This is a genomic window from Prolixibacter denitrificans (assembly GCF_003014495.1).
Taxonomy (GTDB): Bacteria; Bacteroidota; Bacteroidia; order Bacteroidales; family Prolixibacteraceae; genus Prolixibacter; species Prolixibacter denitrificans.
On sequence record NZ_PYGC01000008.1, the window covers coordinates 150,967 to 177,335 of the forward strand.

Below are 26,369 nucleotides of genomic sequence, written 5' to 3' on the forward strand. Positions count from 1 at the left end.
AAAAGAATGGAATCATTTAAGTGATTATTCGGATAAATATCCATCCTTAAGAATTTTTTTACCTACACGAAGAAACTCAATCCAAGGCTGAGGACTAATCCCGAAACCGAGATGATGGTTTCCATCACGGTCCATGACCGGAGCGTCTGTTTTTCGTCGATGCCGAAGTATTTTCCTACCAGCCAAAAACCGCTATCGTTGACATGGGACAGGATGGTGGCTCCCGCTGCAATGGAAAGCACAATGAGTGCACGATGTGGAGCCGAAAGGTCGAAAACTTCCAGCACAGGTGCCATGATACCGGCTGCCGTGATCATCGCAACGGTTGAGCTTCCCTGTGTCACGCGAACAACTGCTGCCAGCAACCAGGCTAGGAGCAATGGCGGAAGAGCCGAGTTGGCGATGGAATGGGCCAGCATTTTTCCAATCCCGGAGTCGATGAGCACTTGCTTGAATACTCCGCCTGCTCCGGTAATCAGGATGATGATGCCGGCGGGGCCAAGCGCTTTGGTACTGATGTCGAGCAACTCTTTTCCGGAAACGCCTCTTTTCGTTCCCAGAAAATAGAGTGAGAGCAACGTTGCCAGGGTTAATGCGGTGAAAGGATGTCCCAGGAAACTGATAATATCGGTTGTTGTGCTGGCAGCGATGATTTTTTTGCTGACTAAAACACCGGAGATGGTGTTGACCAGAATGAGTAACAATGGAACGCCAATCAGCGCGGCAATGATGCCAAAGTTGGGCAACTGGCTGGTATCAGTATGCTTCTCATCTTCCTGCAAAAAAGCGGGAGGAGAGGCCGTGATTCGTTTACTGATGAATTTTCCGAACACTGGTCCGGCAATGATAGCGGTAGGCAACCCAACTATGAAACCAAGCAGGATGACCCAGCCCAGGTTGGCACCAACAATCTCGGCCACAGCCACCGGGCCCGGAGTAGGCGGAATAAAGCTGTGTGTAACCGCCAGACCCGCTAAAAGAGGAATTCCGTAATACAATACAGGTCGCCCTGTATCCCGCGAAAGCGCGTAAACGATGGGGACCAGAATGATGAAACCGACATCGAAGAAAACCGGGATGGCAACGATGAAGCCGGTTAGCACCATAGCCCATGAAGCACGTTCGTATCCAAATTTACCGACCAGGTAATGGGCCAGTGAACGGGCCCCTCCGCTGTGTTCCAGCAATGCTCCGAAAATGGCGCCAAGGCCAACAACAGTTGCGACAAAACCGAGTGTTCCGCCCATCCCGTTCTGGATACTTTCCAGCACTTTGTCGGGTTTCATGCCGGTGGCCAGACCGACATACATGCTCGTAACGATGAGCGCGATGAACGCATTGATTTTGAATCGGAGGACAAGTAACAACAGTAAGGCAACCGCCGAGATGACAATCGCCAGAAGCATCAACTGGCTCATAGATTTTGGTTTATCGGATTGTGAATCGCTTTCTGTTACCGACGCTTGGAAAAACGGCTAAACAGAAATACTCCTAAAAATAGAAAATATATCAACCCGCCCACAATGGCGAAGATGAATCCCAATTCATAAAGCGACGGGAGTGCTGCCATGCGTACGAGGCAAAACAGGGCGAAAAAGAACCAGGTAAGCGAATGGAACCAGCGCAGCACGAAATTCATAAACCGGTCGACCCGTGTTTTGGGCGGCAACGGTCGCGGTGCGAAACGCAGATAAAGGATGGCAATCGCCATACATCCAACAAAGAGCCAGGTCCATTCCATAATGACAAGTTTTTCACCGCTAAGATAATGCTTTTGGAAAATCGGAACGTTGGAAAAGTTGAGAGAAGGAGACTAGCCGAAAAAGCAGCTGTGTTTGTCTTCCTTAACAATCTCAAAGAATCCAACGATATCATTTACCTCCGGATTTGGGTTGTAGGATACCCATTTCCCATTTGCCCGCAGCCAATATATCTGCCAGATTCCGCGACTCTTAATAAATTTCGTTTTTGCAAATGGGGAATTGATTTTTTTATCCTTTTTGTCCCATCGCGGTCTGATTTCAAAAAGCTCAAGCGTGTTATTCCGGAAGGAGTATCCAATGTCCAATTCGTCTCTCATGTGAACTGAAGGGCGCATTGTTTCAATGAGTTTCTGAATTCTTACTTCCAAAAGATTGATGTTCTTGTCGTGGTCCATGTATTCAGTTTTAATAACGATTTTAACAAATAGCGGCAAATTTGCTGTGTCCCTTATCAGTAAATTATGCCATTTGTGGCTAATCCAACAATCTCTCCCCGGTCATTGGTGAATTCTATCTGTATATGCGGTTCATATTGTGTCCATTGATCGCAGGAATGATTTGACACTGTTTGCAAAGCGTTCCGGCTGATCCATGTGGAGTGCGTGGCCGGCTTCCGGAATTTGTGCGATCTGAATTTTCGGATTCAGATGTTGTAGCTCTTCGGCAACAATAGGCGAAACCACACCTTTATCGCCAAATACGAGCAGGGTTGGAACATTAATCGTCTTCACCAATTGTTGATAATCGGGATTGGGTGGCGTAAGAACATCGAAGGCGGCCATGCTGGTTTGAAGTCTCGCCCGGGCAAATAGCTCAAGCGTCTGGGATGTTCGGTTCGGTTGTCTGCCACGCGCTTCCGCAATAACTTCTTCCAAAGGCATGTTCAGAACTTGTCGATGCCGGTCTGCCACATCGCTATCGCGAACTTCGCGCTGAACTTTTGGACTCAGGAAAGTCGGATCGGCCAGGATAAGGCCACCAAGTAGCCCGGGATTTTGGCTGGCGACTACGGTTGCTGTCATCCCTCCCATGGAATGTCCGAGCAAAACCGGAGGGGAAAGGTTCAGTGCCTTTATTAAACCGACAACATCGTTTGCATGGTCCCCGTAACGGTAGCCAAAGTCAGGAGTGCTCGATTCTCCGTGTCCCCGGGCATCCGGCATGATGACATCATAATCGTTTTCAAAGGCGCGGGCCAAATCAGTCCAGCAGAGCCCGTTCGTCATTAATCCGTGAAGCAAAATCAAAGGGGGCTTTTTTCCGCCGGTTCTCGTGTAGTGAATGTGAATTCCGTTTGTTTTACAGATGGTATCGCTCCACTCAGTCGCTTTCATTTTGCCAAATTAGAAATTTTCTTTAGAAAAACTTAAGTGCTGCTTTGTGTGCCTTGGCTTTCATCATATTTGGACCTAATGAGGCCCTTTTAGTCGGTTGAATGTATTGGTATATGGCAGAGCTGCCTACCTCGTTGGTCGTCGCTAGTTATCGTTTTTAATCTTTGATGGAATATCCCTTTATTCAAAATCTGTTGCAAATTCATAAAACATTTCCGGCCATGACATTGATGCAGGAGTGAAGCCATATTCAAATCCAAGTCTGATGATAGTAAGCTTCTTCTGCGGACAGATATACACATATTCGCCCTTGTTTCCCATGCCAAAAAAGTCATTGGCATTTTTCTGCCCGCTACGAAATTTCCCCCACCAGAGATAGTTATAATAGGTATTATTTTTTAAAAGATAATCATAATATCCCTTTGGTCTTTCTTGTGGTTGCGTTGCTTCTTGTACCCAGCTTTCAGGTATTACTTGTATGCCATTGTATTTGCCTTTATTTAAAAAAAGCAAAGCGAATCGTGCATAATCGTGAGCATGGCAGTTGATACCGCTTTCCATTTTCTCAAAACCATGCTCGTCAAGGCTCCAACTGGCATTACCTCCTCCCATTTTTTGCCATAGTCTTTCTGATGCATATTTAGCAACCGACTTGCCGGTTGTTCGTTCCAGAATCATACCGAGCAATAGGGGGTTATAGTTATTGTAAAGCCAATGTTTGCCTGGGTGGTCCGAGATTCTGACATGTTCTAAGACCGCACTTCGTAAATCGGGAGATTGATAAGTAAACTCATCATCGGAAGGAAATCCATCATGCGAATAGGCAAGTCCTGAACTCATACTTAACAAATCCCTGATGGTAATTTCTGAAAAACGGGCATCCTTTTTCATCAACTCAGGCAGATACTTGGTTATTTTATCCTCTTCGCTTTTAATCAACCCATCCGAAATAGCCAATCCTACCAGGGTACAGACAAATGATTTAGCCACCGAAAATGAGGTAAATGTTGAGTCTTTATTAAAGCCATTAAAATAGTTTTCATATAGAATGGTGTCATTTCGCAATACAATAAATGCTGTGGTTTGCGATCTTTCCAGCATGGTTTCGAAATCGATATTTGTATGTAGATTTTTGAAATACGAGGTATTTTCAAAAATTCTCTTAACCCTTTCTGGTCGCATACTGTATTGAAGCATCCTGGGATGTTCAGCCCCACTAATATCCCTCTTCTTAAATATTAAATAGTCCATTACGGAAGCATCTCCTCCCTGGCACCTGCCCAACATAGTGCTAACATCAATTTTTGACTTTTTATAAGCCAATCGATCTTTAATATTTACTCCGGATAAATTTTGGGGATGGGTTTGATTTATTTCATGCAGCACTACGGTTTGAAACTTTCCTATATTCTTGGTGGCCGGCCATTGAACCATTCTGTTGTTTTGCTTATCGTTCCGGATGATTTGTATGGCCATTGTCATACTGTCCTTGTTCCATCTTACGGGCAGGTTCTCCAATGGAATTTTCATTTCTACCGTGTATCCATCCTGATTTCTTTTAACGGCAGAAGTCCATTTTGAAGAAAAAGAAAAGGACAAATCCCTGGTTGGCGGATTTAAAGAACCATCCAATTCATTGCCGGCAGCATCAGCAAGAAAGGCATAGGCATTAATTCCATCATGATACGTGTCGACACAAAAGGCTACCCAATCATTACTCAACATGAACTGGTCGTCCTTGTCCAGACGTGTTCTGTTCAATTCAGAAGTACTGTTTACCTTACATTTAAAGGCGGCATAAAGATTATCTGCATCATAGGCAAAACAGGCCGTTGTGTTATTGTATTCGCCATTTTCATCGTACAATTGGTTGGTAAGGGGTGTTTGTTGCCAGACGGGTTCGTTTAATATGCCATCAATATTTATTGTAAGGTTTGTTTTATGTGCTGTTATTTTTGGGTTTAAATTTTGCGCATGAGCAAATAGTGCAATACCGAAAAAAAACAGGGTAAAGTATATTTTTTTTCGAAGGTCATATTTTTGAAAACCATCTGTTTGTAATCCCATCTTTCAGGTTTTTATTATTTAAAAATATTCGCGAAACCTTAGAAGAGTACTAATTCTGGTTTTGCTTCCTTTAATAATTGTGTTTTTCGTTGAAGCAAAAGTAACAGCAATGTTCTGCGTAAAAGTTCGGGATTATAATTGAGAACCAAAAAGTCTGAATTTGTAAGTTGATGGGAGAAATGCAAAACCGTTACATAATTATTCACTTAAAATGGATTAGTAGTTGTTTTCTTTGACAGATAGTCTATCAAGGTGTCTCGTTTTTCTTTTTCCCTACAATCTTCTGACCGCCTTTGTATATGATAAATGAATCAATGTTGCCACTATCATTTTCAATAAACTCCATTTCAGCATCAAAAACTTTAGGAAAGAATTTTGTTTCTGATTCCGGGAAAACCTGAAATTTCTGGCGTCCTGTGGCTTGTGTCATTAATTTTCCATCCTCAAAAGTTACATTGATATTAAATCCAGGTCGTATTTCGTAAACACCAATGTACCGCTTCATTATCTCCGGACTTACTTGTATCTCATTGTGTAACGGAATCGGTTTATCCGTTTTTATTCCCTTTGTTTTGTTTATTCGATTGGAGAAACTTGCTTCCATCCTATTTCCTTCTTCCTGAAATTGAATTTTAGACAAACTATTTTCGAAGAAAAAGGCATTTCCCTTTATTGGATATAATCTCTTTTTGCTACTTCCGGTTCTTTGACTGTACAAATTATTATTATGTAGCGTTATTATTCTGGTTGTGTGGTCTTCAAACTCATATACACCAACTAATTTTTTAAGATATTCATTGTCAACAGCTATTGCATCTTCCTGTGTGGGGTATGGTTTATTAATGGCAAGTGCAGCCATTCGGGTTGAAACCTGCCCGGGATCATGACAATCACAGTTTGAAAAGACTGCAACGAATACATCTTCATTTGGAAGATAGATTGAGTTGGTAACGTAGCCAAAAATCCCACCACTATGTTCAATGGTTGGACTTCCATTGATATCATTCAGGCTCCAGCCATAACCATAATTTATTTTCTTACCGTTGTTTAATCGATAATTGGTGAACGCTAAATCTATCGATTCCTTTTTGACCAGTTTGTTGGAGCGAATTGCCCGGTTCCAAATAAAGAGATCTTCAACCGTTGACATCAGGGCGCCAGCAGAATATGGTTGTGTAAAGCTCAGGTATTCGGTATTAACATAGTCTCCTCTTTTTTGGTACCCATAAGCTCTGTTTTTAATTATTTTGGAATGACTGCCGTAGAAAGTATGGTGCATTCCAAGGGGTTCGAAAATATTTGATTTGACAAATTGTTCATAGGTTTGCCCTGATACCTTTTCAATAATGTAACCAAGAATAAAGTAGGCGGAATTATTATATCTCCATTCCTCCCCGGGAGCAAAATCCATGGGCTCATTCTTGAAAAAATCGATGAACTCTTTTGGTTTAAAGTCTTTTCTCCAAACTGAAAACCAGTTCTTCATCGATGTATAACTTTTTATTCCGGAGGTGTGCGTTAGTAAATGATGAATACTAATGTGATAACCCTGAGTAGGGTAGTCCTTGATGAATTTAGTAATGTCATCATCCAGATTCAGTTTTCCCTGCTCCATCAACATTAATATGGAAACAGCGGTAAACTGTTTCGTTATTGACCCGATTTCATACACCATATCGGGCTCCGTTTTAACATCTAATTCCAGATTAGCCATCCCAAAGGCCTTGTGATAGATGACTTTCCCATTAATTGCTACTAATGCCGTTGCTCCGGGCCAAGATGGCTGGAATGCCTTCTCAAGCATTTCATCAAACTGTTTTTCGAGTTTTTGAGCATGAACTGTAGTTGACAATCCAGAGAGAAGAATAAGTATATATAGTGTTTTTCTTAGGTAGTTCATTGTCTTTTTATTGTGTGTAGCGGATATGCTGGTCATTTTAATTATACTCCAAATTACATGTCAGGCTTGTCGGTGAACACCACGTTTTATCACAAAAACAGGCTCCAATGAATCAGCCGGTGCATTCGACTTAGTCCATCGGAGCCTGATTGGTAGTCGTTTTCTTCTGTCTACTCCTTTTCAGCAACCGGCCAATCGATATTAAACCGTGCCTTTAGGTAGGGTTTCAAAGGACCTAATCCAATTTCGGCTCTGCGCTTGTCGACATTTTCAGGTTCCTTAATGGGATAAGGTACCCGTACCATATGGTCGAATCTGACTTGTGTTCCATATAACTGTTCCTTGCCTTCCTCTACCAGCAACCGGTCGCACATTTTGGCATATCTGAGCGGTTGTGCTTCTCCATTTTTGAAGGCCTTTTCCAGCATCGGAAAGTATTTGGCCCTGAGTTCATGACTGGCATGATTGATGATCAATGCTGCTCCTGCCGCGGCAACCTCTGTCACCGCTGATGCTGTTGGCCAGCCATATTGGCTCAGCAGTTCCGGTAGTCGCTCTTCGTTTTCCTTTTTGTTTTTTTCTTCCATCGCGAGAACAGGAAAGATGGCCGGCGTACTAAAATACCCCCCGTTTTTCATGTATTTCTTTCTTTCAATATTCCCAGCATACATCATCCCCTGGTCTTTGATGATCATCCGGAACAATTCCCGGGCAAACGGTTTGTTTTTTATCGGGCCATGTTTCGCTTCATATTTTTCAAATTGAGCATCTTCCACTTTTTTCCACCTCGGATCATCGATAATGCTTAGAAAGTCCGGGTTGTATAATGGTTCCAGCGTGGAGTCGTTTTGAAGTGCGATGTTCAGGAAATAGAAAGTGGTGTCTCTCATTTGGGTAGTCCATAAAAGTGCAGTGGTGGAAGCAATTTTATACGATATTTCAGCAGAAGGATGCTGTACCATGGTTTCGCCATATTTCATTAAAGAGGGCATTAAAAGCCCTTCTCTCTTCAAACTGTCTGCTGTGCTTGTGTTGTTTTGTCCAAACGCTGCCTGCAAAAGAAACAGCGTTAATGAAAGTGTGATTAGTTTTTTCATTGTCAATTCTATTTATGTTTTGTGACAATGATAGAGTGTTTGGGTAGTTGAGAAATTAAAAATCGCCGAATTGCAGGTTTAGTGATGGATTCAACAATTTTACAACATGGAGTATGTTTCAGCTATTTACAATTTGATGTTCCCGGATGTTTTGTGAAGTGCCGTTTTCATTACAGAAACAACACGCAACGAATCACCCGGAGGCATTGAGCTTATTCCATTGGCATGTGAAGATGTGTCATCAGGTATTCATTCCATCCCGTTTGCGTCTGACGAGGCACTTTTACCCACTTAGATGATTTCACCGGCATCTGGCGGAGCACTCTGAATGATTAAGAGTCGTTCATCAGGTTGTGATGAGGCACCTTCAGCAACCGAAAGCATTTTATCACCTGCGTATGAGGTCCCTCAGTTTCGGGAAGATGTTCATGCACGCTGCATGAAGTGTGTCTGTTTCGGGAAGATGCTCATGCACGCTGCATGGAGTGTGTCAGTTTCGGGAAGATGTTCATGCACGCTGCATGAAGTGTGTCAGTTTCGGGAGGATGTTCATGCATGCTGCATGGAGTGCTTCAGTTTCGGGGAGATACTCGTCACGCTGCAACGGGTTGCCTCAGTTTCGGGGAGATATTTTTCTCGCTGCAACGAGGTGCCTCCGTTCCCGGAAGATGTTCGTCACGCAGCAACGGATACCTCCCGGGAAGCCAGGCGTTTCATCAGATGCTGGTTGAGTCCCACCGTGGGCTGTAAGGATGTCATCCCTCCGGAGGATGACATCCTTCAATCAGCACTGGTAAAATCTCACAATTGTAGTGGATTAATCCTTTATAGGGTGACTCGAAGTCCGATATGGAAGCTCCTTCCCGGTTCGTAGTAAAGACTTCCGGTTTCGGCACCGCTGTTTTTGTAGGCACGGCTCAGATGCTCCACATAGTTTACATTGAAAATATTGGTGACCGATGCATTGATGCTGACCGCTTTTGCCGGACTGTACGAAAAATCCCAGTCGAAAACCGAAAATCCAGGTGTTGTGCTTTCAGCAAATGCTTTTGAAACCCGGTTCTGGTCGGCTGCAAAGCGACCATGAATGCGCGTTTGTACTTTTTTATTTTTGAAAGCGATAAAGCTGTTGACCGTGAATGGGGGGATTTCCGGAAGCGGCTCATTAAGCGTACTGTTCTGAGCATACGTATAGGCAGCTGAAAGCGAATAGGTAAAATTGTTCAGGAACTTTACTTCGGCCCCGGCTTCGAAACCGGTCATAAAAGCCTTATCAATATTGGTAAACACTTTGGTCCCGTATGGCGGGTTGCAGGCCATAAACTTCTTGTGAATGGACGTGTCGAGTCTGGCGCTGATGTAGTTGGTCAGGTACGAATAAAAGGCGTCGCCGTACACCTTCAGGTTATCGCTGTTGTATTCAATACGCACATCGCTTTGGTGGTTGGTTTCCGCCTTCAATCCGGGATTCCCAAGGTATTCATAGGCATCGGTTCCAATGCTGAGGTGGTTGATGAATACTTCGCTCAAATCGGGTGCCCGCTGTGCGATGGCGATGGCCCACTGCAGGCTCCAGTCACGGTTGATGTACCAGTTAAGCCGGCTGCTGACCGATGGAAGTATTTTGGCTTCGGGCTGAATATTATTGTTGTATTGCGCTTTAAAATCGTCGGCCGGATCGTTGATTTGGTAGGAAGTCCTGTCGGCACGCAAACCAGCTGTCCACGAAACTTTTTTGCTGACTTCCAGTCGGTTTTCAGCAAACAGGCCAATATTGTCCCGTTTGCTGTTCTGCCAGATTTTATCAACAACATTCATCGGCGACGGTAACGTAACTCCGGTACACGGATTGATGATCACCTTGCGGTTCCGGTTGCCTTGCTTGGCAATTTCTTTGAAGTCGGCCCCGGCATAGAGCGTATTCCGGCTTCCGGTTGCCAGCTTAAACTCGGTTCTTCCTCCGTACACCTGAGCCTTAAGTGGTGACACGGCTTCTACCATTTTCCAGGAAGGGCGTCTTCTGGTCGACATTTGGTGGTCGACCAGAGAAGTATACAGTTTTATTTTGATGTTTCTAACGACTTTCGATACATCGGACAGCGCATAATCCAGCGAGCCGATGGTGCTTTTGTCGAAATCGGCGTCCATGGGCAAGCCGGCATACAGCACATCGCTGGCTTTGCCTTGCCGGAAGGTTAGTTGCAGCCGTTGTTTGGCGCTGAAGTTCCAGCCTGTCTTCAAGGTATAGTCCCATCGGCTAAACGATGACGGAATCACGGTTCCGTTGCCACTTTTATAACTACCGTAGTCTTTATACCCGGCATTCAGCAGGAAGTCGAATTTCTTCCCGGCATACAGCGAATTGATATTTCCGTAGTAATTGTTCCCGTTCGACTGGTAGCCAAGGTCGATTTTTGTATCAACCGGATTATTGGGATGGTATACCGGTCGCTTGCTGACAATGTTGATCAGTCCCCCGAACGACTGGTACCTCATGTCGTAAGGGCCTTTCACGATTTCTATTTTCTCGATATCCTCGGGTGAGATTTGAGAAATCGCCGGGTCCATACGGTTAGGGCAGGCGTTCGCCGACTTCACTCCGCCATCGAATTGCACATTGAGCTGACTGTATTTGAAGCCTCTAAGAATCGGCTCTGTTCCGTAGTTCCCCTTTTTGATAATGCCAAAACCACTCTGGTTTCTGAAAATGGCTCCTACGTCATGAGGACTTTCAATCTGGATGGATTTTAAGTCGATATCGGTTCCCTTCAGGTTTTGCTGGGAGACGACGAGAACTTCTTCAATGGCAATGGTGTCAGGTTGGGTTTGAGCCTGTGTAGTTGCAATACCGATAAGCAGAAATACTGCAACCAGGTACATTTTTTTCATAAGAATGACTGATGAGTAATATTAGTTGAAAAATCAGGGTAACTGTGATGCCCTTGTAATGTTATTGGGCGCCAAAATGTTCATGACAGTGGTGAGATTTCCCTCTTTCGTCAAGTTGTTTGCCCCTCCCGGCCTCCCCAATCGGGGAGGAGAGCGGTCGCTGACGGTGTGCAATTAAGCAACTTATCCAGTCTGAAGGTCCGGTTTAATTCAGCCCAATGACAATGCCTTGGGCATTGAAATGATATCATGCCATAATGTGGTCGAGAAATGGTTTGGATTGAAATGGTGAGGTCGTTTCGACCGCAATAGCGTTGTGATTCATTAGGGGACAACAACAGGAACTCTTTTAACGATAGAAACAACAGTAACGGCAAAGCCTAACCTGAAACCAGTCTAATCTCTCTCATATAACATCTTCCTACAAAAAAATCCCGGAAAGAGAGCTCTTCCCGGGATGGACTTATCTGAAAACTGTTCGTTACACGTTGTAAGTCGACGAGGCGGTATCGCCACCGTGGCCGGTCCAGTTGGTGTGGAAAAACTCGCCACGCGGTTTGTCAACCCGCTCGTAGGTATGCGCTCCGAAGTAGTCGCGCTGTGCCTGCAACAGGTTGGCGGGCAGACGCTCACTGCGGAAACCATCGAAATAGTTCAGGGCAGTGGTCATAGCCGGAGCCGATACGCCGTTCATCACAGCGGTTGCTACCACACGACGCCATCCTTCCTGGGCGGCTTCAATTTTTCCTTTAAAGAAATCGTCGAGCAGGAGGTTCTCCAAATCGCCATTCTTGTCGTAGGCCTTTTTGATGTCGCCGAGGAATTTCGAGCGGATGATACATCCACCTCGCCACATCAGGGCAATACCTCCGTAGTTGAGGTTCCAGTTGTGCTCTTTGGCTGCCTCGCGCATCAGGTCGTAACCCTGTGCGTAGGAGATGATTTTGGCTCCATACAGGGCATCTTTCAAATCTTTCAGGAACTGTTCGCGATCGCCGTCAAAATTGGCTTTCGGTCCGCTCAGCGCTTTCGATGCGGTGACACGCAAATCCTTCTGTGCTGAGAGGCAGCGGGCAAATACAGCTTCGCCAATCAAAGTCAACGGAATGCCTAAATCGAGTGCCGAAATTCCGGTCCATTTTCCGGTACCTTTCTGTCCGGCGGTATCGAGAATTTTTTCTACCAACGGGTCACCCTCTTCATCGCGGTAGCCGAGAATATCGCGGGTAATTTCGATGAGGTAGCTGTCCAGATCACCTTTGTTCCATTCGGCAAACACGTCGTGCATTTCGTCGTAGCTCATGCCGAGCAGATCTTTCATGATCTGATAAGCTTCGGTGATGATCTGCATGTCGCCATACTCGATACCGTTGTGTACCATTTTCACGAAGTGGCCGGCACCGTTCTCACCAACCCAGTCACAGCAAGGAGTTCCGTCTTCTACTTTAGCAGCGATGGACTGGAAAATATCTTTTACAAAAGGCCATGCTTCGGGACTACCTCCGGGCATCATCGACGGGCCGTGCAGGGCACCTTCTTCACCACCCGAAACACCAGTTCCGATGTATCGCAGTCCTTTACTTTCCACGTATTCGGTACGACGAATCGTATCGGGAAAGTGGGAGTTTCCGCCATCAATGATGATGTCACCTTCTTCGAGGTGCGGGATGATTTTTTCGATGAGGTCATCCACCGGTTGCCCGGCTTTCACCAGCATCATCACTTTGCGTGGGCGCTCCAGGTTGACTGTCAACTCTTCGATGGTGTGGCAACCGATGAAATTTTTCCCGGCGCCGCGACCGTTGATGAATTTGTCTACTTTTTCGGTGGTACGATTATATACAGCAACAGTAAAACCCTTGCTTTCCATGTTGAGCACGAGGTTTTCACCCATTACTGCGAGGCCGATGAGGCCAATGTCTGCTTTTTCTTTCATGTGTTCTTATGTTTTGAATACGATTAATGTGCTTTTATTTATGTTGTTTTAAAACCGAACGTTTTAAGTCGTTTCATTGTTTCCGACGAACTGTTAAGAAGCGTTATATGGTACACCGGGAATTCGCGGCGGACCGGATAGTCGCCCCGTTGTTTTTCGAAGCTTTCCGGCGAAAGGCGCAACCGCTTATCATCTTCCCGAATGTCATAGGTATCGAGAACTGCTCTTTTCAAAATTTCTTCGGTGCTTTTACCGGTTTCGTCCGAGGTGATTTCGGTCGATGCCGGAAGTTCCACATTCTGGCAGGTCCAGTTGTCAACTCCCAAACCGAAAAACCGACTGACAGCCTGTACACTCATGGCGGTCCCGTTGGCTTTTCCATCTTTGGAATAACCGGCGATATGTGGTGTGGCGATGTCGACTCTATCGAGCAATTCACGGTCGATGTCGGGTTCATTTTCCCAGCAGTCGATTACGGCACCAGCAATTTGGTTGGTGTTTAATGCTTTTTTCAGCGCTTCGGTCTCCACCACTTCGCCGCGGCATGAGTTGATGACGAATGGTTTTTTTCCCGCTTTCGCGAAGAAGGCTTTTTTGGCCATGTGAAAGGTTTTGTCCTCACCAGCCATGTTCAGCGGTACATGCAGCGTGATGATATCGCTTTGATCCAGAATTTCGTCCAGCGAAACGAAGTCGCCTTTTCCTTCCGCTCGTTCGCGGGGCGGGTCGTTCAGCAGAACCTTCATGCCGTATGCTTTGGCAATCCGGGCTACTTTCTTGCCAACATTTCCGACCCCAACAATGCCAATGGTCTTTCCGCTAAGCGAAAAGTTATGCTTTTCACTCAACACCGCCAGTGCCGATGCAATGTATTGCTCTACCGAGCCCGAATTACAGCCCGGTGCATTGGTCCATTCAATACCGGCCTCGCTACAGTATTCGGTGTCGATGTGATCGAATCCGATGGTGGCGGTGGCAATGAATTTAACGTTGGAACCTTCCAGCAGTTTCCGGTTGCACCTGGTTCGCGTGCGGGTAATCAGCGCATCGGCATTTTTCACCACTTCGGGCGTTGTCTGGCTTCCCGGTAGGTAAACCACTTCGGCAAACGGTTCCAGTGCCCCTTTGATGTAAGGTATTTTGTCGTCGATAATAATTTTCATCGTTGCTTCACTTTCGTGTGAATAACAGGTTAATCGGGTTAGGGGTTCGCTGGTTATTTCCCGGAATAAAAGTTACTGACCATTTCGTCCATTACACGGCTGGTGCGGGCAGCACTTTCGCCTGTGGATGCTGCTTTTCCATTACCGCGAAGTTCATCGACGATGGTTTGCAGCAAGTTTTGCTGAACGTGATCCGGAGCGGGGAAAGGGAATTCCTGTTTCCCGGCTGCCGTTTCGAGAATGACAGGCGTAAACTCGAACGTCGAAAGCCGGATATTCCCGGTACTGCCGATGATTTCGATTTCATCTAGATTATTCTGTTCCGAAGTCGTGAAACACCACGTTCCGGTTCCGGCAACGCCCGTTTCATGTAACCAATTACCCAGCACCATGTCTTCGGCAGGATACGCTCCGGCCTGGTTGAAGGCTTGTCCGCGTACATCGCGGATGGGACCGAACCAAGCGTCGAGAATATCAAGTTGATGAGCTGCTAAATCGAAGAACAAACCTCCGCCGGCAATTTCCGGAATGACGCGCCACGGAAGATTTCCCTCGTTATACTCTTCTTCGTTGAAAGTCCGGTAGAAACGAATGTTAACCAACCGTACGTCGCCAATGGCTTTGGCTTCGAGCAGTTCTTTCACTTTCAGAAATCCGGGTAAGCGGCGACGATAATATGCTACAAATAGTGGCATGCCGGTTTCCTTCGAAACGCGGTTCATCTCTTCGCATTCGCGGAAGTTGAGGGCCATGGGTTTTTCCACGTACACCGGTTTGCCGGCTTTCATCGCCTGAATGGCATATTTTGCGTGTGTTTCGGGCGGAGTTGCCACATAAATGGCATTCACTTCCGGATCGTTGATGAGTTGGTCGGCATCGCTGTACCACTTGGAAACATTGTGGCGACGGGCATAATCCTCCGCTTTTTCAGCCGAACGGCGCATCACTGCTACCAACTTCGAGTGCTCAATTTTTTGTAGTGCCGGACCGCTTTTTACTTCGGTCACTTTTCCGCATCCAATGATTCCCCACCTGATTTCTTCCATGAAAATGAAAAATTTTTGTGTGCCAATTTATGATTAATCCTTGAACCGGTCTTTGTGAGCCCACAGGCCCAACGCCGGATTGGGGACGTAAAATATCTCTTCGCCGTTAGGCAATTGGTTCCATCCGTCTTTCAACTGATGCGGATCGTATGTCTGCATTACTTCGTCGAGGGCTTTGTATTGAAATCCTACGCTTTCAATCTCTTCCTGCGTAAGGTTTTCTTCATTGGTGCCCGGGCAGTAGGTAATCGTGAAGCGTCCTTCGGAACTACCGTGAATGAGGTGTGCTGCGGCGCTCAGGTTATTCCTCAGTTCAGCGTTTTTCTCTACCATTTCCAGCGTATGTGGCGTTCCATGGTAGCCGTATTTTCGGATCAGTTTGTCGATTTCCGGGTCTTCTCCAAACTCCTTCAAAGCCGGAGCCAGAATAATCAGTTCAGCATTGTCGGCCAGTGCCATCCGGGTACGGTAAATGGCTTTGTTGCCCAGCCAGGTCGATTTGAACTCTGTGGGATCGAGATAAACGACCGCCTTTTTTATGGGCTTCTTCACCATTTCAAAATTCACTTTCACCGAAAGGGCAGCCGCCTTGTCGAACGCTTCAAAGTCGTCACCAATGAACAGGCCGCGAACTTTCAGTTTGCCATCACCGCCGGCTTCCACTACCGTGAGAACATAGAGGATGGGCAATTCGGATGCGACTTTTTCGCTGGCATAATTAAACACGCGACGTACCGGTGTGTCGGAGCGGCCCATCATTTTTTCCATGCCGTAAACAGCCCCGAGGAAATGGCTCTTGTTGATTCCTTCTGCTCCTCCAGTTCCAACAAAAATATTCTTGTTGTAGTTGGCCATACCGACTACTTCATGAGGAACGACCTGTCCAACGGAGAGAATCAAATCGTGGCCGCCGTCGCGCAACAGTTTGTTGACTTGTACCGGCCATGGATAGTCGATGGCACCTTTGGAAACTTCCTTGACATATTCACCGGGAACTTCGCCTAAGGTAACCACGTCGTTCCGCCAGTCGTGCTCGCGAAATAGTTCCATTGGAGTCTGTCCGAACATGTGATGTATCTGTTCTTCCGTCATGGGACTATGCGTTCCCAAAGCCGGAAGTATATCGGTGAGTTTGTCGCCATAATATTGCCAGGCAAATTCGGTCAACTCACCGGCGTGTGACGGGTATCGGGTATAGTCCGGCGGAATGGCCAGCACTTTACCGACATCTCCGAGTTTATCGAGCGCCGTAAACAGGCCTTCCTGCAAGTCGACTGCACTTAGCTCCTGTTCGGGCGATCCTGTTTCGTAGTAAATCATATTTCTTTTAATAAGGCTCAGGAACAGGCAAAGGCACAGAAAGGAGCCCTTTGTCTCGACCTGAGCAGATTATTTTTCAAGGGAGTAGATCAAAGCATTAATTTCTTCGATTGCTTCTTTGTAACGTTTAATCAAATCTTCTGATATTTCGGAATTCAAATATTCCTGAGATTGGGCGACCATATTTGACTCATCGATTCGTAGGCACTTCCTCTGGCAATCTTGTAAAAACGGGTTTTATCTTTGGGTTCGTAACGTCCGTAACCTTCAGCTAAATTGTGAACCACAGAATTGGCGGCCCGTTTTAAATCATCCGTCAAAGCAAATCGCTCATCTGCCGGAAAACGCTTGATTATTTGGTAAACTTCAACCAACAAGGTAAAGGCTTTCTGCCACACGGGCATGTCTCTGAAATCGTTGTATTTCTTGTCTCTATAGCTCATCTCATATTTGGTAAAATCGATTTGCCATGATTCTTTTCTTTTGCCTTCGCCTGTGCCTTTGCCTTTGCCTTTTTTTATCTTATCTCTTTACACGCGCATTTCCTTCCCAGATGCTCCAAACCATCTCTTCGTCGGCAGGCTGAGCGTAGTCTGTCAGGAACGTAGTAGCCAGTGCACCGGTAGCCCAGCCAAACTGCGGCCATTTTTCAGCTTCCCAACCTTTCAGGATACCATATAAAAGACCGCCAACAAAACCATCACCACCGCCGATGCGGTCGAGTACGTTGATTTTACGGGGCTCGATGACTTGCCATTCAGCACCGGCGAGCATGACAGCTCCCCACAGGTGCTCGTTGGTACTGACCACTTGCCGTAATGTTGTGGCAAATACCGACGCATTGGGGAATGATTTCTTCACGTTTGTGATGAGGCCTCTGAAACCTTCAATATCGGCTTCGATGCCTTTTCCTCCGGCTTCAGGACCTTCAATCCCAAAGCATAGCTGAAAATCTTCTTCATTCCCAATAAGGATATCGGCAACCGATGCTATTTCAGTAAAGTTTTTCCGCAACTCTTCGGCGCGGCCTTTCCAGAAGGAAGCACGGTAGTTCAAATCGAAAGAGATGCGTGTGCCATGCTTTTTGGCGGCGCGGGCAATCTCGAGACAGAAAGTGCTGGTTTCAGGAGAAAGTGCGGCAATCAGTCCCGATAGGTGAACGATTTGGACGCCTTCTTTACCGAAAATACGTTCCAAATCAAAATCTTTTACGTTGAGAGTCCGGCCCACTTCACCTGCACGGTCGTTTTGCACGCGTGGCCCGCGAGAACCGAAACCGCTGTCGGCAATATTGAACTGGTGACGGTAACCCCATGGATCGCCTTGCGGAACTTCCGGTCCTTCGTAATCCATGTGGCGGCTTTTCAGATTGCTTTTGATGAACTTTGCCACCGGACTTCCCTTCACGAAAGTGGTTAGAACTTTGACCGGCATTCCGAGAAAAGAGGCAATACTAGCCACATTGGTTTCGGCGCTCGTCGCCTGCATCTCGAAAAGGTTACTGCTGTGCACCGGTTGTCCGTTCACCGGCGTAATGCGCACGCCCATGCTGGTGGGTACCAACAGTGAATATTGACAATTTTGTTTGAGTTGAAGATCCATTTTACTATTTCTTTTTACTGATTTTCCTGAACTGGGTTTAGTTTTCCTTAAACTCCGCTGTAGGCGTTGAAACCTCCGTCAACCGGGATGACAACGCCCGTGACAAATGACGAGAGGTTAGAGAGCAGAAGTAATACAGTTCCCTGCAAATCTTCCGGTTCACCGAATTTCCCCATCGGAGTGTTGTCCACAATTTTCTGCCCTCGCTTGGAGTAATTGCCGGTTTTTTCGTCCAACACCAGGAAGCGGTTTTGCTCGGTGATAAAAAAGCCCGGAGCGACAGCGTTTACGCGTATACCGACTTTGGCCATGTGCACCGCCAGCCATTCAGTGAAATTATTAATCGAAGCTTTAGCTGCAGAATAGGCCGGTATCTTCGTTAATGGATGGTAGGCATTCATGGAAGAAACGTTCAGGACCACACCTGTTTTCTTCTTCAGCATGTCGCGGGTGAAAACCATGGTCGGTAACACCGTTCCTTTGAAATTGAGGTCGAAAACATTGTCGAATCCTTCCATTTCCAGTCCGTAGAAAGTCGACTGAAGGTCGTCCAAATCAGACTCCTGCATTTGTTCTACGCCGGTCGTTGCTTTCGGCGAGTTTCCTCCTGCATTGTTGACGAGAATATCGATCGGGCCGAGTTGCTCTTTAATCGATTGATGAGCTTGTTCCAACTGGGCTTTGTCCAGCACGTCGCCTTTGATCCAGATGACTGTTCCTCCGGTTTCCCGGGAAATCTCTTCAGCAACCTGTTTCCCTTTTTCTTCACCACGTGAAACAATTGCAACTTTTGCCCCGACGGTTGCCAGGGCTGATACAATAGCTTTTCCAATAACTCCGGCTCCACCGGTTACAACACATACTTTCCCGTTAAGGTCGTCGAACGTAAAGTCTTTCATGGATCTAATGTCTTGTAGATTCAGTTTTTCTGTTTCAGATTATTTGGCACTGTAGTAATCCAGATTTTCCCGGGTGATAATATCGATGGATGTGAAGTGTTCTTTTTCCACCGGCTGTTTCCTGAGAACGTGATCGAACAACGCATTTAGCGCGTTGTAGCCCTGTTCCTCCGGATTCTGACAGATGAGAAAATCGATGGCATCTTTCTTCAGCATTTTCACGTTGGGCGGAATGAGGTCGTAGCCTAAAATTCGCGGATGAAGCCCCAGTTTTGAAAAATACTCAGCCACAATGTGAACCCGTGAATTGGTTACATAAACGCAGTCGATTTTTTCCGGAGCCAATCCTTTGGCAGCTATCTGCTGTTTCAGTTCGGCTTCACTTTCCTGAATTTCCATCTTAATGACTTTCTGCTGAATGGATTTCTCTTTGAAATAGTCAAAGAATCCTTGTTCGCGCTGATGGAGGTGGTTTTGATTATCCAGTTCACGACCGATATGAATCAACAGAAAAACGCGTTCTTCCGGCAGACCGTAATTTAATAGTTTAGCCGCCAGGTATCCGCTCTGGAAAGAGTTCTGCCCGATGTAACTCACGGGATGCGTCTCTTTCAGATTGGAATCGATATAAACATAAGGAATGTCTAATGCATCCAATGTTGAAGTGAATAATTTTGCCTCCCGGCTGATCCACGGAGCCAGTAAAACCCCGGCCGGCGGATTCTCCAGAATATCAACCGTCTTTTCATTGAATGAAGCGGAACCATCGGTATCAAACAGGTAAAGATCCAATTTTACACCAAATTGGGCCAGCTCTTCTGCTGCCCGGTCAATTCCGGAGAGCGGACGGGTCCAATAGGATTCTTTGGTTGGCGCTTTGGGGAGCAGCACAGCGAATGAGGTTTCTTTTTTGGAAGCTAATGAACTGGCCAAAAAATTGGGGCGGTAGTCCAGATCATTAATGATGGACAGTATTTTTTCTTTGGTCGCGGCCGAAACTTCACCACGGTTGTGTAACACCCGGTCAACTGTACCGATCGATACACCTGCTTTTTCCGCGATGTCTTTTATACGGATTATTTTTCGTTCCTGTTTGATAAGGCAAAATTTTTAAGGTTCAATGTTCAGTTCAACAAACAAATCTATGAAAAAAAAGATTTGTCGTGTACGATAACGGCAAAAAACTATTTTAAAACATAAAAGAGCGATCTATTGGGTTTTTAAGTTTTGTGTTCAGGAAAAAGTTACTACTTTCGTGAACGAACACGGAAAACGTGTGTGAGTAAATTCTGTTGAAAATAAGCTGATTATGAAACTTGGAAAATATAGCTTTGGTATCGGTGATCGGTTCGCCAGAGAAGGTGAGGCACAGCTTCGGGCCATCATGAAAGCTCAAAAAGCAGGCATCGATATCAGTCCGGTTTGGAACAAGTCCAACCGCGAACATACCATCGTTAATTCGAAACCGGAAGATACCCGGAACGAAGCTGATGCAGCTGTGGCAGCTTTGGGGTATCAGGGAGCCTATTTTGTCGATGCCGACCATATTGGCTTGGGAAACGTTGAGGGATTTCTTGAGTCGTCCAACTTTTTCACGCTGGATGTGGCTGCTTTTATTGGCAAGGCCTCTTCCGCCGATGATGTGGATGATTTCCTGGATGCCTGCGAAAAGTACAAAGGTGAATGGCAAATTCCCGGTATCGATTCTCCGTTCAAAGTGGATGAAGAGTTTTTGAGGGAAATGGCCGATCGTTTCCTTGCAGCCATCGCTGAAGCAGGAAATATTTACCGGTTCATCAAGGCACGGAAAAAGGATAACGACTTCATTACCGAAGTTTCGATGGATGAGGTGGAAGCTCCGCAGACACCTATCGAGATGTTCTTCATCCTGAAAATGATTGCTGACGAGGGTATTCCTGTGCAAACGATTGCCCCTAAGTTCACCGGGCGTTTTAATAAAGGTGTCGATTATGTCGGCGATGTGAAGCAGTTTGCCCGCGAGTTTGAAGAAGACATTCTCGTTATCGATTTTGCTGTGAAAGAATTCGGTCTTCCGGAAACGTTGAAGTTGAGCGTGCATTCCGGATCGGATAAGTTCTCCATTTATCCGGTGATGGCCGAAATTATTCGTAAACATGATAAAGGCCTTCACGTAAAAACGGCTGGTACTACCTGGCTCGAAGAGGTGATTGGCCTGGCGCTGGCTGGCGGCGAAGCACTGGAACTGGCCAGGAATATTTATAAAAAGGCGCTGAAGCGGAAAGACGAACTGTGTGCGCCATATGCCGATGTGATTGATATTGACGACCAATTGCTGCCGTCGGTTTCTGATGTTGATAGCTGGACGAGCGAGCAGTTTGCGAATGCGTTGCGTCATATTCCCGGTCATCCGGAATACAATCCAGGTTTCCGTCAGTTAATTCATGTTGGGTACAAAATTGCCGCTGAATATGGCGAAACATATACTTCGCTGATTGAAAAGAATAAAGAGCTGGTTGGAAGTTGTGTGGAGGAAAACCTGTTTGACCGCCACCTGAAGAGACTGTTTAATTTGTAAAAGGATAGATAGATGAAACCTTTTTTGGGAGAAGATTTTTTGTTGGAAACCGATACGGCGCGTCAATTATATCACGAGCATGCGGCTAAAATGCCCATCTTCGACTATCACTGTCACATCTCTCCGAAAGAAATTGCCGAGAACAAATCATTCCGTAACCTAACGGAAATTTGGCTTTACGGTGATCATTATAAATGGAGAGCGATGCGTACCAATGGCGTGGACGAACGCTATTGTACCGGTGACGCTACGGATGAGGAGAAGTTCATGAAGTGGGCGGAAACCGTACCTCATACATTGAGAAATCCTTTGTATCACTGGACGCATCTGGAATTGAAAAAGCCTTTTGGGTTCAATAAAATTCTGAATGAAAAGACGGCGAAGGAAATTTGGGAAGAAGCGAATGAAAAACTGAATACGCCCGACTTCTCCTGTCGTGGTATTATCCGGAAAGCCAATGTGCACACCATTTGTACGACGGACGATCCGGTTGATTCGCTGGAATATCACCGGCAAATCAAAGAAGATGGTTTCGAGGTGAACGTGTTGCCGGCCTGGCGCCCTGACAAGGCCATGGCAATCGAAAATACAGAAGCTTTTAATGCTTATATCGATCAACTTTCGGCTGTAGCCGGAATGGATATCTCAACTTTCGACCAGTTGATGGAAGCACTGGATAGGCGTCATGCTTTCTTCCATGAAAATGGCTGTCGATTGTCTGACCACGGCCTGGAAACGCTCTACGCTGAACCGTACACGAACGCAGAAATTGCAGCGATTTTCAGCAAGGTGCGCGGCGGTGGAAAAGTTAACCAGGAAGAGTTGTTGAAGTTCCGTTCGGCCATGCTGTACGAGTTCTCCGTAATGGATCACAAGCGGGGCTGGACGCAGCAGTACCACCTGGGAGCCATGCGAAACAATAACCGCCGTTTGTTCGAAACGTTGGGACCGGATACCGGCTTCGATTCCATTGGCGATTATTCGCAGGCTACTGCTATGTCGCGTTTCTTCGACCGTCTCGATTATGAAGAAAAACTGACACAAACCATTCTGTATAACCTGAACCCGCGCGACAACGAGGTGATAGCTACCATGCTCGGAAACTTTCAGGACGGTTCCGTACCCGGAAAATTCCAGTTTGGTTCGGGCTGGTGGTTTCTTGACCAAAAAGACGGCATGACCAAACAAATGAATGCCCTGTCGAATCTCGGATTGCTAAGCCGTTTCGTTGGTATGCTGACCGATTCCAGAAGCTTTTTGTCGTATAGCCGTCACGAATATTTCCGTCGCATCTTGTGCAACCTCCTCGGGAATGACGTCGAAAACGGTGAAATGCCGGCTGACATGGAACTGCTGGGACAGATGGTTGAGAACATCAGTTTCAACAACGCGGAGAATTATTTCCACTTTTAGAAAGGAGAAACAAACCAAAGAATATTAACCAATACAAGAATAAAAGTTGCTTAACGATGGATAAAAAAGTGGTCACTTTTGGTGAGATCATGTTGAGATTGGCTACTCCCGGATATCAGCGGTTTAGCCAGGCGAAGGAGTTTACGGCCACCTTTGGAGGGGGCGAGGCAAACGTCGCTGTTTCGCTGGCAAACTACGGCGTACCGGTTGATTTTGTCAGCCGGTTGCCGAAGAATGATATCGGGAAATCGTGCCTGATGGATTTGCAGAAATACGGTGTCGGTGTCGATAAGATGATTTGGGGCGGAGAACGTCTCGGAATTTACTTCCTGGAAACAGGTGCCGTTAGCCGTGCGTCGAAGGTGGTTTATGACCGGGCACATTCAGCCATTTCCGAAATTGAGCCGGGAATGATCAACTGGGAAGAAGTGCTGAAAGATGCGCAATGGTTTCACTGGACCGGAATTACACCGGCTATTTCGCAGGGAGCTGCCGATGTACTGGCCGAAGGAATTGCGAAAGCCAACGAAATGGGCGTAACCGTTTCGTGTGATTTAAACTACCGGAAAAATCTCTGGAAATACGGAAAAACAGCCGGAGAAGTGATGCCGGACTTAGTCGCCGGTACGGATGTCGTTCTCGGAAATGAAGAAGATGCCGAGATGGTTTTGGGTATCAAACCCGAAGGAGTTGATGTAACAGGAGGTCATGTTTCCGGGGCTGCATACGAATCGGTGTCCAAACAAATCATGGCAAAATTCCCGCGTGTGAAGAAAGTGATCACAACGCTTCGTGGTTCTGTCAGCGCTAATCACAATAGTTGGTCGGGCGTACTTTGGAACGGAAAAGAGCTGTTTGAAGCGCCTACCTATCAGATAACACACATTGTCGACCGTGTTGGCGGCGGTGATTCGTTCATGGGCGGTTTGATTTATGGCTTGCTGACCTGGCCGGAAGACGAGCAAAAAGCATTGAATTTCGCGGTAGCTGCTTCTTGCCTGAAGCATACGATTTATGGCGATTACAACCAGGTGACCGTTGAGGAGGTGATGAAGCTGATGTCGGGCGATGCCTCAGGTCGTGTATCCCGGTAGGAATTAGAAATACAAGGAAACTAAAAAATAGAAATGGCTAGATTTTCAAGGATTGAAGTTGCACTGAAAATGAAAGAAACTGGAATTATTCCGGTTTTCTTCCATTCGGATGCAGGCGTGTGTAAACATGTGCTGAAGGCTTGTTATGACGGAGGTGTACGGGTTTTTGAATTTACCAACCGCGGTGATTTTGCACACGAAGTATTTGCTGAACTGAATCATTGGGCTGCTGCCGAGATGCCCGATATGATGCTGGGAGTAGGCTCTGTTGTGGATGCGGGTACGGCTTCGTTATACATCCAACTGGGAGCCAACTTCATCGTTTCTCCGGTTCTGAACCCGGATATGGCGAAAGTTTGTAACCGCCGGAAAATTCTCTGGTCGCCCGGTTGCGGTTCGTTAACCGAAATTAATCAGGCTGAAGAGTACGGAGCTGAAATCTGTAAGATTTTCCCGGGAGCACAGGTGGGCGGACCATCGTTTGTGAAGGCGATAAAAGGCCCGTGCCCGTGGACAAGCCTGATGCCGACAGGCGGAGTTGAACCGACTGAAGAAAGCCTGAGAGCCTGGTTTGGTGCCGGTGTCACTTGCGTGGGAATGGGATCGCAGCTGATAACAAAAGAGATTGTTCATAAAGGAAATTATTCGGATTTAACGAATAAGGTAAAGCAGGTATTTGAAATACTGGAAGAAATCAGAGGGTGAGGAACCAGCTTTTTTCTTTTTGAAAACCAAAAGACATGATAAAATCCAAACCGATAATGTCCTTTCTGCTGCTGATGGGATTTTTCATTTTTTCGTCCTGCCAGCAACATCAGAAAGTGACGGTACTGAAACTGGGCCACAGCCTGGCACCGACGAATTCGGTGCATAAAGCCATGGTGTACATGGGCAAGCGGCTGGAGAAGTTGTCAGGTGGTACCATGAAACTAGAGATTTATCCTTCCAGTCAGTTAGGTGGTGAGAGTCAATGCCTGGAGCTGCTCCAAATCGGTTCGTTGGCGATGACAAAAGTTTCGGCTGCTGCACTCGAAGGTTTCGCTCCGGAGTTTCAGGTACTCAGTCTTCCTTATATTTTTAAAGATAAAGCACACGCCTTCAAAGTGCTTGACGGTCCCATTGGACAGGGAATGTTAAAGCAAGCTCAGAAATTCTGGTTGCGTGGACTGTGTTATTACGACGCCGGAAGCCGCTCCTTTTATACAAAAGACACTCCGATTAATTCTCCGGATGATTTGAATGGATTAAAAATCAGGGTGATGAAGAGTAAGACCGCTGTGGAAATGGTGAAATTGTTAGGTGGTTCTCCCACCCCGATTTCATTTGGAGAGTTGTACACAGCCTTGCAAGGCGGCGTGGTCGATGGTGCGGAAAATAACCCGCCGAGTTTCTATCTGTCTCATCATTACGAAGTATGTAAATATTACTCGTTGGATGAGCATACGATGGTTCCCGATGTGTTGCTCATCAGTACCATTGTATGGAATAAGCTGACCCCGCAGCAGCAGAAATGGCTTCAGGAAGCAGCTAACGAATCGGTTCCCGTTCAGCGCAAGCTATGGGCGGAATCGGAAAAAGAGAGCCTGGCAGCTGTGAAGAAAGCCGGAGTGAAAATTATTCATCCAGATAAGGAGCCTTTTAGAGACAAGGTGAAGGGAATGTATGAGCAATATAAAAATGATTCGACCCTCTATTCGCTGATTAAGCGAATTCAGGCGGTTGATACACTGAAACTTTCCGGTGACAAGGGTGGGGAGTGATTTCTCCGGGAACTGAAAATTCATCACTAAACGTCTTTAAAATGAAACTCCGAAACATTGTAGATAAAATACTGGAGCGGGCCGTAGTCATTCTCATGGGCGCACTGGTCCTCGATGTCCTCTGGCAGGTAGCCAGCCGATATATCTTCCAGGACCCGAGCTCCTTTACCGATGAGTTGGCCGGATTCCTCCTGATTTGGGTAGGATTGCTGGGAGCTGCCTGGGCTGCAGGAATGAAGCAACACCTTGCGATCGATTTGCTGTCGCAGAAACTGTCACCCGAACGCCGGAAATACCTTGATGTTCTCGTCAATATTCTGGTGATGTTATTCGCTCTTGCGGTGATGGTCGTCGGTGGAATTTGGCTGGTATATACCCGTTTCTATCTGGGGCAGATATCAGCTGCCATGCAGATTCCTCTCGGCTATGTATACCTTGTTGTTCCGCTAAGCGGCTTTCTCATCATATTTTATAGTATCGACGAGATTGCCCGGTTGACTAAAAATCCAAACGCTGAAAAGATTTGATT

The 26,369-nt window shown here is 46.3% G+C and carries 22 protein-coding genes; 6 read left to right on the forward strand and 16 right to left on the reverse strand.

Features of this window, described 5'->3' with window-relative positions:
* Positions 1-62: 62 nt before the first annotated feature.
* The 16 genes from CLV93_RS14875 to CLV93_RS14950 all read right to left on the reverse strand — a co-directional run bounded on the left by CLV93_RS14875 (position 63) and on the right by CLV93_RS14950 (position 20,114).
* A complete protein-coding gene (locus CLV93_RS14875; protein WP_106543004.1) occupies positions 63-1,418 on the reverse strand; it encodes a GntT/GntP/DsdX family permease in 1,356 nt (451 codons plus the stop codon).
* A 35-nt stretch (positions 1,419-1,453) separates the two neighbouring features.
* Positions 1,454-1,741: a hypothetical protein gene (locus CLV93_RS14880; protein ID WP_106543005.1), complete on the reverse strand. Its 288-nt coding sequence runs from the start codon at positions 1,739-1,741 to the stop codon at positions 1,454-1,456.
* A 72-nt stretch (positions 1,742-1,813) separates the two neighbouring features.
* Positions 1,814-2,158: a DUF3024 domain-containing protein gene (locus tag CLV93_RS14885; protein WP_106543006.1), complete on the reverse strand. Its 345-nt coding sequence runs from the start codon at positions 2,156-2,158 to the stop codon at positions 1,814-1,816.
* 132 nt (positions 2,159-2,290) lie between these two features.
* The gene (locus CLV93_RS14890) at positions 2,291-3,097 is read right to left on the reverse strand and encodes an alpha/beta fold hydrolase (RefSeq protein WP_106543007.1); all 807 of its coding nucleotides are present in this window, start codon (positions 3,095-3,097) and stop codon (positions 2,291-2,293) included.
* A 180-nt stretch (positions 3,098-3,277) separates the two neighbouring features.
* Positions 3,278-5,164, reverse strand: a complete 1,887-nt coding sequence (locus CLV93_RS14895) for a serine hydrolase (protein WP_106543008.1) — start codon at positions 5,162-5,164, stop codon at positions 3,278-3,280.
* A 247-nt stretch (positions 5,165-5,411) separates the two neighbouring features.
* Positions 5,412-7,064, reverse strand: a complete 1,653-nt coding sequence (locus tag CLV93_RS14900) for a serine hydrolase (protein ID WP_106543009.1) — start codon at positions 7,062-7,064, stop codon at positions 5,412-5,414.
* A 170-nt stretch (positions 7,065-7,234) separates the two neighbouring features.
* The gene (locus CLV93_RS14905) at positions 7,235-8,161 is read right to left on the reverse strand and encodes a DUF6624 domain-containing protein (protein WP_106543010.1); all 927 of its coding nucleotides are present in this window, start codon (positions 8,159-8,161) and stop codon (positions 7,235-7,237) included.
* 825 nt (positions 8,162-8,986) lie between these two features.
* Positions 8,987-11,050 (reverse strand): TonB-dependent receptor domain-containing protein, encoded by a 2,064-nt coding sequence (locus CLV93_RS14910; protein ID WP_106543011.1) that lies wholly within the window; start codon positions 11,048-11,050, stop codon positions 8,987-8,989.
* A 481-nt stretch (positions 11,051-11,531) separates the two neighbouring features.
* Positions 11,532-12,986 (reverse strand): decarboxylating NADP(+)-dependent phosphogluconate dehydrogenase, encoded by a 1,455-nt coding sequence (gnd, locus tag CLV93_RS14915; protein ID WP_106543012.1) that lies wholly within the window; start codon positions 12,984-12,986, stop codon positions 11,532-11,534.
* 38 nt (positions 12,987-13,024) lie between these two features.
* Positions 13,025-14,149 (reverse strand): 4-phosphoerythronate dehydrogenase PdxB, encoded by a 1,125-nt coding sequence (gene pdxB, locus CLV93_RS14920; protein ID WP_106543013.1) that lies wholly within the window; start codon positions 14,147-14,149, stop codon positions 13,025-13,027.
* 53 nt (positions 14,150-14,202) lie between these two features.
* Positions 14,203-15,195 carry a Gfo/Idh/MocA family protein gene (locus tag CLV93_RS14925; protein ID WP_106543014.1) on the reverse strand — a complete coding sequence of 331 codons (993 nt, stop codon included), beginning with the start codon at positions 15,193-15,195 and terminating at the stop codon, positions 14,203-14,205.
* Between the two features lie 33 nt (positions 15,196-15,228).
* The gene (locus tag CLV93_RS14930; protein WP_106543015.1) at positions 15,229-16,515 is read right to left on the reverse strand and encodes a nickel-dependent putative hexonate epimerase; all 1,287 of its coding nucleotides are present in this window, start codon (positions 16,513-16,515) and stop codon (positions 15,229-15,231) included.
* A 155-nt stretch (positions 16,516-16,670) separates the two neighbouring features.
* Complete coding sequence (locus CLV93_RS14935) at positions 16,671-16,958, reverse strand: four helix bundle protein (protein WP_106543016.1); 288 nt, start codon at positions 16,956-16,958, stop codon at positions 16,671-16,673.
* A 79-nt stretch (positions 16,959-17,037) separates the two neighbouring features.
* On the reverse strand, positions 17,038-18,117 hold the full coding sequence (locus tag CLV93_RS14940) for a sugar kinase (protein WP_106543017.1): 1,080 nt from the start codon (positions 18,115-18,117) through the stop codon (positions 17,038-17,040).
* A gap of 47 nt (positions 18,118-18,164) precedes the next feature.
* On the reverse strand, positions 18,165-19,016 hold the full coding sequence (locus tag CLV93_RS14945; RefSeq protein WP_106543018.1) for an SDR family oxidoreductase: 852 nt from the start codon (positions 19,014-19,016) through the stop codon (positions 18,165-18,167).
* 39 nt (positions 19,017-19,055) lie between these two features.
* Positions 19,056-20,114, reverse strand: coding sequence for a LacI family DNA-binding transcriptional regulator (locus CLV93_RS14950; RefSeq protein WP_308788911.1), 1,059 nt, complete (start codon positions 20,112-20,114; stop codon positions 19,056-19,058).
* Between the two features lie 211 nt (positions 20,115-20,325).
* On the opposite strand from CLV93_RS14950, the gene CLV93_RS14955 reads away from it, so the two are divergent.
* From CLV93_RS14955 to CLV93_RS14980, 6 genes are read left to right on the forward strand one after another with little or no spacing between them, the layout of a single operon-like run.
* A complete protein-coding gene (locus CLV93_RS14955) occupies positions 20,326-21,573 on the forward strand; it encodes a tagaturonate epimerase family protein (protein WP_106543020.1) in 1,248 nt (415 codons plus the stop codon).
* A gap of 12 nt (positions 21,574-21,585) precedes the next feature.
* On the forward strand, positions 21,586-22,986 hold the full coding sequence (gene uxaC, locus CLV93_RS14960) for a glucuronate isomerase (protein WP_106543021.1): 1,401 nt from the start codon (positions 21,586-21,588) through the stop codon (positions 22,984-22,986).
* A gap of 56 nt (positions 22,987-23,042) precedes the next feature.
* On the forward strand, positions 23,043-24,080 hold the full coding sequence (locus CLV93_RS14965) for a sugar kinase (protein ID WP_106543022.1): 1,038 nt from the start codon (positions 23,043-23,045) through the stop codon (positions 24,078-24,080).
* Positions 24,081-24,113: 33 nt separating this feature from the next.
* A complete protein-coding gene (locus tag CLV93_RS14970) occupies positions 24,114-24,785 on the forward strand; it encodes a bifunctional 4-hydroxy-2-oxoglutarate aldolase/2-dehydro-3-deoxy-phosphogluconate aldolase (RefSeq protein ID WP_106543023.1) in 672 nt (223 codons plus the stop codon).
* 35 nt (positions 24,786-24,820) lie between these two features.
* A complete protein-coding gene (locus tag CLV93_RS14975) occupies positions 24,821-25,840 on the forward strand; it encodes a TRAP transporter substrate-binding protein (RefSeq protein WP_211297866.1) in 1,020 nt (339 codons plus the stop codon).
* A gap of 41 nt (positions 25,841-25,881) precedes the next feature.
* Positions 25,882-26,367, forward strand: coding sequence for a TRAP transporter small permease (locus CLV93_RS14980; protein ID WP_106543024.1), 486 nt, complete (start codon positions 25,882-25,884; stop codon positions 26,365-26,367).
* The last annotated feature ends 2 nt before the right edge of the window (positions 26,368-26,369 follow it).

Coding starts and splice junctions, on each gene's coding strand:
- CLV93_RS14875 (WP_106543004.1), bottom strand. CDS start 1,418: ATGAGCCAGTTGATGCTTCTGGCGATTGTCATCTCGGCGGTTGCCTTA.
- CLV93_RS14880 (WP_106543005.1), bottom strand. CDS start 1,741: ATGGAATGGACCTGGCTCTTTGTTGGATGTATGGCGATTGCCATCCTT.
- CLV93_RS14885 (WP_106543006.1), bottom strand. CDS start 2,158: ATGGACCACGACAAGAACATCAATCTTTTGGAAGTAAGAATTCAGAAA.
- CLV93_RS14890 (WP_106543007.1), bottom strand. CDS start 3,097: ATGAAAGCGACTGAGTGGAGCGATACCATCTGTAAAACAAACGGAATT.
- CLV93_RS14895 (WP_106543008.1), bottom strand. CDS start 5,164: ATGGGATTACAAACAGATGGTTTTCAAAAATATGACCTTCGAAAAAAA.
- CLV93_RS14900 (WP_106543009.1), bottom strand. CDS start 7,064: ATGAACTACCTAAGAAAAACACTATATATACTTATTCTTCTCTCTGGA.
- CLV93_RS14905 (WP_106543010.1), bottom strand. CDS start 8,161: ATGAAAAAACTAATCACACTTTCATTAACGCTGTTTCTTTTGCAGGCA.
- CLV93_RS14910 (WP_106543011.1), bottom strand. CDS start 11,050: ATGAAAAAAATGTACCTGGTTGCAGTATTTCTGCTTATCGGTATTGCA.
- gnd (WP_106543012.1), bottom strand. CDS start 12,986: ATGAAAGAAAAAGCAGACATTGGCCTCATCGGCCTCGCAGTAATGGGT.
- pdxB (WP_106543013.1), bottom strand. CDS start 14,149: ATGAAAATTATTATCGACGACAAAATACCTTACATCAAAGGGGCACTG.
- CLV93_RS14925 (WP_106543014.1), bottom strand. CDS start 15,195: ATGGAAGAAATCAGGTGGGGAATCATTGGATGCGGAAAAGTGACCGAA.
- CLV93_RS14930 (WP_106543015.1), bottom strand. CDS start 16,515: ATGATTTACTACGAAACAGGATCGCCCGAACAGGAGCTAAGTGCAGTC.
- CLV93_RS14935 (WP_106543016.1), bottom strand. CDS start 16,958: ATGAGCTATAGAGACAAGAAATACAACGATTTCAGAGACATGCCCGTG.
- CLV93_RS14940 (WP_106543017.1), bottom strand. CDS start 18,117: ATGGATCTTCAACTCAAACAAAATTGTCAATATTCACTGTTGGTACCC.
- CLV93_RS14945 (WP_106543018.1), bottom strand. CDS start 19,016: ATGAAAGACTTTACGTTCGACGACCTTAACGGGAAAGTATGTGTTGTA.
- CLV93_RS14955 (WP_106543020.1), top strand. CDS start 20,326: ATGAAACTTGGAAAATATAGCTTTGGTATCGGTGATCGGTTCGCCAGA.
- uxaC (WP_106543021.1), top strand. CDS start 21,586: ATGAAACCTTTTTTGGGAGAAGATTTTTTGTTGGAAACCGATACGGCG.
- CLV93_RS14965 (WP_106543022.1), top strand. CDS start 23,043: ATGGATAAAAAAGTGGTCACTTTTGGTGAGATCATGTTGAGATTGGCT.
- CLV93_RS14970 (WP_106543023.1), top strand. CDS start 24,114: ATGGCTAGATTTTCAAGGATTGAAGTTGCACTGAAAATGAAAGAAACT.
- CLV93_RS14975 (WP_211297866.1), top strand. CDS start 24,821: ATGATAAAATCCAAACCGATAATGTCCTTTCTGCTGCTGATGGGATTT.
- CLV93_RS14980 (WP_106543024.1), top strand. CDS start 25,882: ATGAAACTCCGAAACATTGTAGATAAAATACTGGAGCGGGCCGTAGTC.